The sequence below is a fragment of the Spiroplasma endosymbiont of Lonchoptera lutea genome (assembly GCF_964019715.1).
Classification (GTDB): domain Bacteria; phylum Bacillota_I; class Bacilli_A; order Mycoplasmatales; family Nriv7; genus Nriv7.
The window spans coordinates 953,627-966,790 of record NZ_OZ026463.1; the positions used below are offsets into that span (position 1 = coordinate 953,627).

Annotated in this window: 8 protein-coding genes and 3 pseudogenes; 3 read left to right on the forward strand and 8 right to left on the reverse strand. The window is 25.2% G+C overall.

All coding sequences use genetic code 4. The features are described from left to right. Window positions 1-22 precede the first annotated feature (22 nt). Both AACK97_RS05500 and AACK97_RS05505 read left to right on the forward strand, forming a co-directional pair. Window positions 23-667 (forward strand): annotated as a pseudogene (locus AACK97_RS05500) (IS30 family transposase); the annotation flags it as partial. Between the two features lie 130 nt (window positions 668-797). Next, window positions 798-1,439, forward strand: a complete 642-nt coding sequence (locus AACK97_RS05505) for a hypothetical protein (protein WP_338967195.1) — start codon at window positions 798-800, stop codon at window positions 1,437-1,439. 19 nt (window positions 1,440-1,458) lie between these two features. Here AACK97_RS05505 and AACK97_RS05510 read toward each other — a convergent pair. Continuing rightward, window positions 1,459-2,403 (reverse strand): annotated as a pseudogene (locus tag AACK97_RS05510) (IS30 family transposase). 104 nt (window positions 2,404-2,507) lie between these two features. Further along, a pseudogene (locus AACK97_RS07685) lies at window positions 2,508-2,639 on the reverse strand (IS3 family transposase); the annotation flags it as partial. A 234-nt stretch (window positions 2,640-2,873) separates the two neighbouring features. Here AACK97_RS07685 and AACK97_RS05525 point away from each other — a divergent pair. Further along, window positions 2,874-3,818: an IS30 family transposase gene (locus tag AACK97_RS05525; protein WP_338967199.1), complete on the forward strand. Its 945-nt coding sequence runs from the start codon at window positions 2,874-2,876 to the stop codon at window positions 3,816-3,818. 72 nt (window positions 3,819-3,890) lie between these two features. Here AACK97_RS05525 and AACK97_RS05530 read toward each other — a convergent pair whose 3' ends face one another. Genes AACK97_RS05530 through AACK97_RS05555 form a run of 6 tightly spaced genes read right to left on the reverse strand, consistent with a single transcriptional unit; the run spans window position 3,891 to window position 13,080 of the window. After that, window positions 3,891-7,331 carry an ABC transporter permease gene (locus AACK97_RS05530; protein ID WP_338967200.1) on the reverse strand — a complete coding sequence of 1,147 codons (3,441 nt, stop codon included), beginning with the start codon at window positions 7,329-7,331 and terminating at the stop codon, window positions 3,891-3,893. 12 nt (window positions 7,332-7,343) lie between these two features. After that, entirely contained in the window at window positions 7,344-7,640 is a 297-nt protein-coding gene (locus tag AACK97_RS05535; RefSeq protein WP_338967203.1) for a hypothetical protein, read from the reverse strand. A 48-nt stretch (window positions 7,641-7,688) separates the two neighbouring features. Then, entirely contained in the window at window positions 7,689-8,174 is a 486-nt protein-coding gene (gene greA, locus AACK97_RS05540; RefSeq protein ID WP_338967205.1) for a transcription elongation factor GreA, read from the reverse strand. 39 nt (window positions 8,175-8,213) lie between these two features. Beyond that, window positions 8,214-8,651 carry a Holliday junction resolvase RuvX gene (gene ruvX / locus AACK97_RS05545; protein WP_338967206.1) on the reverse strand — a complete coding sequence of 146 codons (438 nt, stop codon included), beginning with the start codon at window positions 8,649-8,651 and terminating at the stop codon, window positions 8,214-8,216. After that, window positions 8,639-11,386, reverse strand: a complete 2,748-nt coding sequence (gene alaS, locus AACK97_RS05550; RefSeq protein WP_338967208.1) for an alanine--tRNA ligase — start codon at window positions 11,384-11,386, stop codon at window positions 8,639-8,641. Before alaS ends, ruvX begins: the two co-directional genes overlap by 13 nt. 26 nt (window positions 11,387-11,412) lie before the next feature. Then, entirely contained in the window at window positions 11,413-13,080 is a 1,668-nt protein-coding gene (locus AACK97_RS05555; RefSeq protein ID WP_338967211.1) for an AI-2E family transporter, read from the reverse strand. Window positions 13,081-13,164: the final 84 nt, after the last annotated feature.

Genomic DNA, 13,164 nt, shown 5'->3' on the forward strand with positions numbered 1-13,164 from the left:
TGCACTTAACTTTACAATTTGGCAAATAAAAAATATTTCAACAAAAACTTTATATAACATGTTTAAAACAAATCGAATGGGTTTTGATGAAAAAAATTTATTGAGAAAAGGCAAAAATAAACCTCATAAACAAAAAGAAACTAGGGGCAGAATTAATAATTGTAAATCTATTCATGAAAGAAATTTAATCATTCCAAATATTAAAAATATACAAGAATTTGGCCATTTAGAGGGAGATACTATCGTTGGTAAAGATCATAAAAGTTCTATTATTACTTTAGCTGATATATGATCAAAAACCACAATTCCTTTGAAAACTAAAAATCATAAAGCAGAAAGTATTACACAAAGTATAATAAAATTTATTTCAAAATTAATACCAGGAACAATTAAAACTATTACTTTTGATCGTGGTAAAGAATTTAGTAAATGAAAATTAATTGAAAAAAATTGTAATGTTAAAATTTATTTTGCAGATGCCGGCAAACCTTGTCAAAGAGGTTTAAATGAGAACAATAATGGTATTTTAAGAAGATATTTACCAAAATCTACTGATTTATCTTCATATAAACAAAAAGACTTAAATTCTATAGCATTTCAAATTAATTCTACACCCAGAAAATCATTATCTTATAAAAGACCAATAGATTTAATACAATTATTTTAAAAAACTGTCCCATTTATATTTACAATTCAGGTTTATTAAATACCAGTATTTTAGTTATCATATATATAACAAGAAAATAATAACTTTATGTTATAATGGTTTTGATTTTATTTTTATAGAGGTGAATTAAATGCAATTTAAAAAAATATTGAGTATTAAAAGCAGTTTTATTTTAACAATATTATCTATAATATCTGTTACTGCGTGTAATAGCAATTATGATGAAATAATATTAAAAATTAAAAATAAAGAAACATTTATTGGTTATATTGGATCAGAAAATTGTCCAGGATGTCAAACATTATCAAAACAATGAGATCTTTGAATGCAAGAAAAAGATTGAGACAAAGATATTTTGGATTTAAAAGATGAAAATTTAAAAATTAATCGCTATGCTTTTGTTAGTGATTATGACTTTAAAGGTGCTAATGATAATACTTGAAATAAAACTTTTTTTGAAACTAAGTGAGTTAAGAATACTTTTGAATGATTAAAAAAATCACAAAAAAACTTATGAGCAACCAACGAAAACATTAAGAACGGCTTTGACCCAGATTATCTCCCTGGAAATGGTATTCCCACAATATTTTTTGTTAAAAATGGTGAATATCGCTGATTTATTAATAAATGAGGTGACGCTGTTGATGGTATTGATGATATGTTAACTAGCAACAGCGACTTTAAGCAAAAACCAGCATATAATCGTAGTACTTTAACACGACTAGTTCGTGACTTTATAATTAATGATTTTAAAGATTTTCCTGAATTGTAAATATAAATGGGACAGTTTTTTAAAATAATTGTATTAAATCTATTGGTCTTTTATAAGATAATGATTTTCTGGGTGTAGAATTAATTTGAAATGCTATAGAATTTAAGTCTTTTTGTTTATATGAAGATAAATCAGTAGATTTTGGTAAATATCTTCTTAAAATACCATTATTGTTCTTATTTAAACCTCTTTGACAAGGTTTTCCGGCATCTGCAAAATAAATTTTAACATTACAATTTTTTTCAATTAATTTTCATTTACTAAATTCTTTACCACGATCAAAAGTAATAGTTTTAATTGTTCCTGGTATTAATTTTGAAATAAATTTTATTATACTTTGTGTAATACTTTCTGCTTTATGATTTTTAGTTTTCAAAGGAATTGTGGTTTTTGATCATATATCAGCTAAAGTAATAATAGAACTTTTATGATCTTTACCAACGATAGTATCTCCCTCTAAATGGCCAAATTCTTGTATATTTTTAATATTTGGAATGATTAAATTTCTTTCATGAATAGATTTACAATTATTAATTCTGCCCCTAGTTTCTTTTTGTTTATGAGGTTTATTTTTGCCTTTTCTCAATAAATTTTTTTCATCAAAACCCATTCGATTTGTTTTAAACATGTTATATAAAGTTTTTGTTGAAATATTTTTTATTTTATTTTTCTTTAAAAAATCAGCAATTATATCAAGAGCATAATTTTTAGTAATTAACAAATGATTGATAGTATTAATTTCTGTTAAAGTTAAAATTATTAATTTTCTACCTGCATTTTGTTTATTTTTTTAAACTTGATTCAATATTTCTAATAGTAATAAGTTTTGATTTAATAATTTACAAACTCTGTGTACAGTTGATTTACTATAATCAATTGCTTTTGCTATTTTACGAATAGAAAATCCATAACTTTTATATTCTTTTATTGCTATTATTGATTCAATAGTCAGATACTTATACATTGTGCTAATTCCTTTCTTTTCTTAATTATAGAATTAACACAATTTGTTTTTTATATAAGTGTCCTTTTTAATTTTACATTTCAGGTTGTTATTAATTATTGTTATTTTTTCCCGATTATCAGTGCTGCTTGCTTTAAAATGTCATTTTCCATTCGTAATTGTTGGTTTTCTTTTCGCAAGTAAATTAATTCATTTTCTTCAACAGTGCGATTATCTTTTGCTTTAAATGACCCAGAATTATTATAATTTTTAATTCAACTATAAATAGTTGGTTTTGGTAAATTATATTCTTTCCCTAAATTAATAACACTTTTGTCATTTTTGTATAGCATTACAATTTGTTTTTTAAATTCTTCAGAGTATGAGGTTTTATTTCCCATTTTTATATTCCTTCTTTCTTAATAATTTTGAAGTCTATATAATTATGGTCCAACTTATTGTAGCCTATCCAAAATTTAAGGAGTTTTTATATGGGATACAAACATCTTGGCATAGATGAAAGAATTTATATTGAGAATCAATTGAAATTTAAAGTAAAAATTAGTGAAATAGCTAAAAATCTTAATCGAAGTATTAGTACTATTAATCGAGAAGTTAATAGAAATAAAGATAATAATCATTATTTTTCATTAATTGCACAAAATAAAGCAGAAAATAGAAAACAATTACATGTTTATTTTCATAAATTTAAAAATAGAAAATTAGTAAAATATGTACAACAAAAATTATTATTAGGTTGATCGCCTGAACAAATTTATGGCAGAATTAAAAATTTTCATCAAGAATGAATTATTAGTTTTAAAACAATTTACAATTGAATTTATTCTGGATTACTTGAAAAGGTTACTAGTAAAAATTTAAGAAGAAAAGGTAAGAAACGAAAATCTCAAGAAAATCGAGGTAAATTTAATGGTAAATCCATTAAAGAACGAAATGTTAATAATCGCATAACTCTTGGCCATTGAGAAGGTGATACTGTAGTATCATCACGAGGTAAAAGTAAATCATGTTTAATAACTTTAGTTGAAAGAACATCAAGATTTACTTTAGCAATATTAGTTGAAAATAGAACTACTAAAGTTATTAACAAAAATATTAGTCATTATTTATCAATTCTTCCAAATAATCTTGTTAAGACTATAACATTTGATAGGGGTAAAGAATTTGCTAATTGACAACAACTTGAAAAAAATTTAAATGTGAAAATTTATTTTGCTGATGCATATTCACCTTGACAAAGAGGTACTAATGAAAATACTAATGGTTTAATTAGAGAAAAATTTCCTAAAAAATTTAATTTTTCAAACACTACTAAAAATGCAGTTCATAAATTTATATTGTCTTTAAACCAAAGACCAAGAAAAATACTAAATTATCTTTCGCCAATCGAATATTTGGTTAGAAAAATAATTTAGTTGCACTTAACTTTACAATTTGGCTTCTTTTTATAAAAATTGCTAATCTTTTTTTGTTTAAACTAGTTTTTTCTATGATGTTTTTTGTAAGATGAGAACATCCTTTCTTTGAATAATAAAAATTGAAATAAAGTATGTTATGAGAAGAATAAATAATACAATGCCAACTATTAATAATAAAGAAATTAATGAAATATGAGTTAGATACATAATTCCTGAGAGTTTAAATATATAAGCACCCACAATATATCAAGTTAAAAATGAAAGCCCCACACCACCAGCAAAGAAAAGAATAACAGCAATTAAATACCAACCAATAATTAAACTAACAATTTGCTTAATATGATAACCGAGAATTTTCATTGTCGCAATAATAAAAACATTATCATCAATAATCATTGAAACTAATAAAATTAAAACAATAATTACTACTACTAAGGTTACATAACGAATTGTATCTAAAACACTACTAATGATATTTAAAAGATTAGTAATACCGTCTTTTGCTAAACGAATAATAAGAATGCTATTAAAATTAGCAGTATTCTTAATTCCTAATGTTGGAATGTTAGGTTCTTCTTTTATTAATGGTGGTCTTACTAAATTGTTTTTATTGTTGTTAGTACTAATACTATCAATTGTGACAATCGGAATACTATCTCTTTCATAATAAAGTTCCATTGACCGTAAGGGTTGTAATACTTCATTTTTCCCCATTATAAAGTTATAAAAATTATTATTTTGAAAATCATTACCCTCTTTATTAACATCAATAATGTCATAATTGTCACCATTCTTAATAGCTTCACGATAAACAAAATATTTCGCAATTAGTTTTTCATTAGTGACAATAGTTCATCCATCGGTAGCATTATCAATAATACCAACAATTTTAATATTCATATCTTTAATTCAAAACATATTAAAATTATTAGTAATATCACCGACTTGATATTGATGCTGATAATATTCAGCATAACTACGAGAAACAAGAACTGGTAATATGCGACGCTTAGCATCATAATCATTAGGATTATTAAAGTAAAGTTGATCAATGTATTGGTCACTATGTTTAATATTTAATATGTCTTGAAAAGATTTTTGATTTACACCATAAACAAAGGCATTAAATCCTGAATTAATCTTTTGAATCGCGTTTAATGTGGGAACATTGAAATAATAACGATTCATCAAATAATCTTGTGTATTATCATATTCTACATAATTAAGGGTTAAATCAATATTTTCAATATTAATATTAATATTGGTATTTTTAAAATCATCAATAATGTTTAAAAAACTCATAATGTCTTTAAAATTAAATTCAGATGGTATTTTTTTACTAAGTTCAATAATTAATTTCCGATTTTTTAAAATAATAGCTATTGTGTCACTACTAACATTAAATTTATATCGTTCAGGAATTTTTATTTGTAACGCTTTAAGACGATTAAATCATTTCATAAGTTGGTTTTGTTTATCAACATTTAACTTTTGAAATATTTGAATAAGACTAATATTAGGATTTTCATTTACGATTTTTTCAACGACAGCGAAAATTTCTTTTAACTTCTCATTGTCAATAGTATTAAAAACACGATAAATAGTTGCTTTTTTAGTATCAGGTTTTATTTCTTCATCTTGTCAATCAACGAGATAATATGCAAATTCTCTATTTGAATTGTGGTTATAAATATTAGATGTCTGAGAACCAATTATATCTTGTAAAGCAATATACTCATATTGTTGATTGTAAAAATAAGCAGTCGTTGCCGATTGTTTTGTATTGTTAGCATTAAATTGGTCATAATCAGTAATATTACGATATTGTTCATTATAGCTGGTACTGCCAGCAACTTTTCATTCGGAATGAAAACTATCAATTTTATGATTCATTGTATCCACAGTTAAATATTGTAAAAATAAAATAAACGAAGCTAATAACAAAATACTACCACTTACTAATCATTTTCCAAATGATTTAGTAAAAAAAGCTACTGAAAGACGAAATGAAAACGGAAATTTAACTACTAATGATTTAAAAAAATGTGCTGCTAAATAACCTTTACTACTATTGGAAGCATAAATTAATTGTAGTACGGGCATTCGTAAAAGAAAGGTTGTTAATCCTCAACAAACAAAAGTAAATAACAATGGTAAAAAGATAAAAAATATTAATAAAATTTTAATATCAAAATAAATCGTTACAATGCCAAAATTATAAATTAACATTGCTCCTGAAAATTGCTTTTGAAATAATAATGAAATGCCAAATCCTAAAATAGCCGCTAAAGATGTAATAATAAAAATTGAACCAATAAAATTAAACGAAATTTGTCAACCTTTATAACCAAATGATTTTAAAATTCCAATTTGAGTGCGTTGGTCATTAATTTCTTTACGAATAAAAAAAGATACAATTAAAACTAATGCTGACATTGAAATAAAAGTTAAAGCAATAAAAACAATACTTTGAATAATTAAATTACTTATTAATTCATCACTTATAACTTTAATAAAATTCTTATTAACATCTTCAATTAAAGTTTTTTCTTTTAATTGCTTGTAAATATCTTTTTGAGCTTGAACTTCATCACCACTAATTGTTAAATAAATATTAGAATTTTCAAAACTACTTTTAGTATCATTACGAAAATGATCATCAAATAAAAGATCAAGGGTAGTATAAATTACGCCATTATCTTTAGGACTTAACTGTTCGGGAATTACTGTTTGAATTAAACTATTTTTTTGAATAAACTTTGTTGTATAACTATTTCCGATACCGACAACAATAAATTTATTATTTTTAATTATAAATGAATCATTAATTTTAATATTATGGACATAACTATAAGTCTCACTAATAACAATTTCATCATTTCTTATCGGAATTCGTCCTTTAACAATACTAACAGGATTATTATTAATTAATCCAATATTTTCTAAATCAAAACTAGGAACAATATCAAATTCCTGACCATTATTATTTTGAATGCGTCCTTTAAAAAATAATGAACTTTTAATATTTTGAGAGTTTGTTGCCATTAAAATTCGCCAATTACGAATGCTAGTTTCACGAAGTGGAACTTTATCACTATCTTTATTTTGAGTGGTGACAATTAAATGGATTGAACAAAGCATTGGATCAATAAAAGGCTCTTGTTTATTTTGATTTTCAATTTGACAATTAAAACCTTCATTTTCAAGTTTTGCTAACATTAGCATTAATTTAGCATTATTATTTTCAAAAGGAATGCTAGTGTGTTCTGTTAAATCAATAGTTGTATTGCTACTATCATTAATTAACTTTAATTCTGAGGGATTAGAAATACGATGTGTTGGTCGCAAAGAATTTTTATAGATTAAATCATACTTTGATGTAATTTGTTGATTGTTAGCAAACATGGCACTAAAAATACTAATTGCTAGCACCAGCAAAATTAGTAAACCAATATATTGTAAAAATCGTTTCTTAATAGAACGAAAAGAGTTTTTTAAAAGAACAAACATCTACTTAACCCCTTATTTGGCAACACTGACAATAAAGTGAATATTATTGGGTTTAATCAATATTGATTCATTAATATTATTAATAATGTGGTTTTGCAAATGCTCGCAAAGAGTTTCTAAATTTGTCTCTTTATTTACTTTTAAAACTATTGATACCACTCATTGCTCACTAAAAAAATTAATTTTAATATTTTTTCTCTGAATATCTAATGCTGGAAATAATTTTAAATATGAAATTAATAATTTTTTAATAACTAATTGACTAATTTGCAAAGTACCACTTTTATTTGTCAGAACAGTTAACTTCACGATATCACTCCAAAAATCCACTACTTTAAATTTTTAATATTTAATATTTTATTTTCCAATTTCTAAAATTTTAACTTTATATTTTGTTTCTTTACCTTTAATTTCAACAATATCATTAACACTACGATCAAAAATGGCTTTAACTAAGGGAGTCTCATTAGAAATTTTATTTTCAAAAGGATCAGCCTCCACAGTACCAACAACTTTAAATGTTGATTTATCATTAGTTTCTAAATTAAGAATAGTTACTATTGAACCAATTCTAATGGTTTTAGTTCCTTGACGATCAGTAGCAATAACTTTAGCTCGTGCTAAAGTATCTTCAATTTCTTTAATTCGACCTTCAACTTCAGCTTGGCGATTTCTTGCTGATTCATACTCAGCATTTTCTGATAAGTCACCTTGGTTTCGCGCTTCAACTAATTCTTTAATTACTTGTGGACGAATAATATTGATTAACTCATTTAATTCTTGATTTAATTCTTCTTTACCTTCTTTAGTTAACAAAATTTCATTATTGTTATTATTTTCCATTACTTTGTCTCCTTTATTCAATATGTATTATAACATATATTATTTGTCTTTTTTTGCTTTTGCAAGATGTTGTAAATAATCAAAATAGTTTTGTAAAATTAATTGAGCTGCTAATTTATCTTTATTCATTTTTCGTTTTTTCCGTGAAACATTAGCAGTTAACATTATTTGATTAGCCGATCGTGATGTTAATCTTTCATCTCATAAAATAATTTCGCAATTAGTTTTTGTTTTTAGTTGCAAAACAAAATCTTCAACCATTATTGTTGTTGTACTTTTAGTTCCATTCATATTTAAGGGATGACCAACAATAATTATATCAGGATTTTCTTGTTTAATAAATTGTAATACTAAATTAATAGCTTGAGAAAAATTATATTCAGGAAAATTAATTGTTGTTTTTGATAAACTAATAATTCCTTGACCAATAGCTAAACCAATTGTTTTGCTACCCACATCTAAGCCTAAATATTTCATAACGCATCTTCTTGTTTTAATTGTTGTAATAATTCTTGCATTTTTATTTCATTATTAAATCCACCTAAAGCTAATTGCATATTTCCACCACCAGAACCTTGACATTGTTTTGTTAAAGATTTAACAATTGTAACGGCACTTAATCCTTCTTTAATTAAAGATTCACTAACAACTACTAATAACGAATTTTTTGTATTAATATTTTTATTAGTAAAAATAATTACTAATTTATTATCTAATAACCGATATTTATCCGCTAATAACTTTAAAGTAGCAATCGCAAGATCATTAAATTGATAAATTAAAATATTATATGTTGGCAATGAAATAATTTCCAGATTTTGATATTGATTAATTTGTTCTTTAATTAGTTTTTGTTCAGCTTTTTTTTCTCATTTTTTAAAAGCAATTTGAAGTTCATAATATAATGTACGCAATTGTTTTCATATATCATTACTAATATTATTCATACTAGTAATGGTATTAAATAGTTGTTCAAGATAACTATCTGTTAATAAATTTTTATTATATTTTGCGAATTTTTCAGCACTTTTTGTTTTTAAATCTTTAATTTGTTCATCATAATAATTATTAATTGTTTGTTTTGATGTTAAAGCTTGAAAACGATAAATACCAGTTCCTTTGGATTCAATACTAGTAATTAATAATTGTTCAATATCACCTGTATATTTAACATGTGTTCCCCCACATAATTCAATAGAATAATTACCAAACTTAACAACACGAACTTCTTTGTCATATTTCTCGTTAAAAAAAGCCATAGCATTCATTTTAATTGCTTCATCATAACTAGTAATATAAATTTCACAACTATCATTTTGTGCAATTCATTTAGTAACTAAATCATTAATAGCTTGTAAATTTTGGGTTGTAATTTCTTTATTGTAAGCAATATCTAGGCGTAAATATTGATAGTTATTAAATGAACCAATTTGCATGGCATCAGCACCTAAAATTTCTCTAATCGCTGAATGCAATAAATGAGTTCCCGAATGATTTTTCATTCCATAATTACGATGATGATGATTAATAACAGCACAAACAATATCATTAGTTTTTAAAGTACCGTTAACTTGGATCCGATGAATATGTTGCTTATTGGGTGCTAATTTGACATCAATAACTTCACCAAGCATTGTGGCATTACTAATTATTCCTGTATCGTTAGCTTGACCACCTTTTTCAGCATAAAATGGTGTGGCATCAAGTATCACATCAACAATATCATCTTTAACTGATGTTAACATTTCTTCACCATAAAATAAAGCTACGACTTTAGCTTGCGGATTTTCTTCTACTTCGTAACCAATAAAAATGCTAGGGATTTTTAAATCTAATAATAATTTATTTTGCATATCCATCGCTTCAATTTGTTGATTACTTCGTGCATTACGAGCATCTTTTCTTTGTTCTTCTAATAATTCATTATATCTTACTAAATCAATAGTAATTTTTTTTTCACTTGCTAACTCAATAGTTAAATCAATCGGAAAACCATAAGTATCATATAGTTTAAAAGCATTTTCAGCCGTAATTGTTTTTTCTTCAATTAGCATTTCATTAAAATGATTAAGACCTTGTTTTAGATTATTAAAAAACTTTTCTTCTTCCTTTTTAACAGTACTAGTAATAATCTCTTGTTTTGCTTCTAAATGAGGATAATAATCTTTCATCAAGTTAACAACAATAATAACTAATTTATATAAAAACGGTTCATTAATGTTCAATTTATGACCATAAACCATTGCTCGACGAATTAAACGGCGAATAACATAACCGCGATCTTTATTACTAGGAAAAACACCATCACCAATAGCAAAAGAAACCGCTCTAATATGGTCACTAATAACTTTAAAGGCAACATTAATTTTTGTTTGTTCATTAGGTTTTTCAAAAATATTATTTGGAACATAAGAAACTTTAACTAATTTAGTAATGCCTTCAATTATCGGTAAAAATAAATCAGTTTCAAAATTAGTAGGTACTTCTTGGATTATACAAGCTAATCGTTCTAAACCTGCTCCTGTATCAATATTTTTACGAGGTAAATCATGATAATTACCTTGCCCATCATTATTACTGTCTGAAAAAACAATATTTCAAATTTCTAAATAACGATCATTTTCAATATCATCTTGCAATAACTTCAAACCATAGTTTTCTTTATCTCAAGCAGTTCCCCGATCATAAAAAATTTCCGTATTTGGACCACAAGGACCCTGACCCATATCTCAAAAGTTGGTATCACGACTCCCTAAAATAATCCGACTTGAATCTAAACCAATAACTTCTTTTCAAATTTTAATGGTATCAGTATCATCTAGAAAAACAGTAACAACCAGTTTATTAGCATCAATACCTAATCATTGTTTACTAGTTAAAAATTCTCAAGCAAAAACAATAGCTTCTTTTTTAAAATAATCACCAATTGAAAAATTACCTAGCATTTCAAATAAAGTATGATGTCTTGCTGTGTAACCAACATTTTCAATATCATTAGTTCGCAAGGCCTTTTGTGAATTTACTAATCGTTGATGAGGTGGAGCTTTTCTACCATCAAAATACGGTTTTAAGGCTGCAACGCCAGAATTAATTCATAATAATGAATTGTCATTAACAGGAATTAATGATGCACTAGGTAAAGCATAATGACCATTTTTAATAAAGAAATTAAGAAATTTCTGTCTAATCTCACTAGTTGTTAAGTATTTCATTAATTTATACCCCTTTAATTTAAAATTTATAAAAGCAATTTCTTATTATAAATATCGTTAGCAACTGCTTTAATTGTTGCTATTGTTGGTACCGCAATAATCATTCCTCAAATACCAATAATTGCCCCAAAAATAGAAATTCCCATTAATATTGTCACCGGATGTAATTTGGTTACTCGTCCAAAAACTTTTGGATAAACAAAAGCATTTTCAATTAATTGAACAATAAATGCACCAACTACAGCAACAATCATTGGTACCCAACTAACTAATTCATTTGTTCCTGATGGTGCTACTAAAGCATCTAATACTCCCGCTAAAGCAATGGGAACCATTCCAATAAATGGTCCCACATAAGGGACAATATTAGCAAAAGTCATAAATAAACCTAATACCGCAAAAGAACTTTTATATGTGGAACCACCCGCCACATAACCAGCAATAACTATCATAATAGTTGTAAAAGTAAACATATAACTCATATCAATTAATATTCCGCGACCATAACCAAATAAAGATTTTTGCAAAGCATTAGCAATAATTTCTTTGCGTTTAATATTTTTCCCAGGAATTAATTGCGTTTTTAAAAAATTAGTAAATGATTTATCGCCACCTAACAAAAACATTGTAATCATAATCGTAATAAATAAACCATAAAAAATACTAGCTATCGTTCAAAAATAGCGATTAAGAAAAATATTAGTTAAATTGGAGGCTGTTGTATAACCATAAATTGTATTAATAATATCAACTAAAAAAGTTGCTGAAAAAAATCATTGTGCTGTGGCACCAAAACTAAATAGTAACTGATACATTTTCCCTAATTTGTTACCATCAAAAGCATCACCAATTTTTGCATTATTAATTACAACTTCATTTACTATATTTAAATCATTGTCATCTATAGTAATGTTATTTGCTATTAACCATGCTTTGATTTCAGTATATAAATTTTTAAAATATTCACTAACACTATCTAATGATGGTTGTTTTAAGTAGCGCAAATAATCAACAACAAATTTATTAGTTGAATCCAAATAAATACCATAGTCATTGCGTAATTTTGTTAATAAAATTTCCCAAGCACCTTTTTTATCAATAAGTGCTTTAGTTTTAATTTGACCTAATATGTCTTGTCAATTATCTTTTATTGGTGTTCAATCAACATTAGTTTGTAATCGTCATTGTTCAATTTCTGTATCATAAGCAAAACCAAAGATATGTGATAAAAGTGATTTATTTTGATCAACACCTGTACCTTTTCAATTATCTAATCTTTCTTTAATAACTGTACTATCACCTAAGAATTGACTAATAAAACTTACAAATTGGTCAATAAATAATCAAAGCAAAAAAACAATAATAAAAATACCAATTATTAGAGAAATAAAAAAAGTTAAATATTTTGCCACAGTTTTATTAAACTTTAATTTAATCAAACGATAAATTAACGGATTCAAACCTCAAATCACAGCTAATGCTAATCCTAACGGAATAAAAGCTAAAATAACATTAAGAATAATTTGATCAGCACCCGTAAGTTTTAATAATAAAAGAACTACTAAACAAATTAAAATTATAAATAATCATCTTGTTCATTTGTGGTCAAAACTAATAGTAAATTTGGAAGAATTACCTTTACTGTTACCATTATTCGTTTTTATTTCAATGTTTTTAGTATCTGTTCTTTCCATTTTACAAATCGTTCCTTAAAATATTTTAAAAAATAAATTTACAATTAAAATTATATCATAAGAAATTAAATTTATTAAGAATAC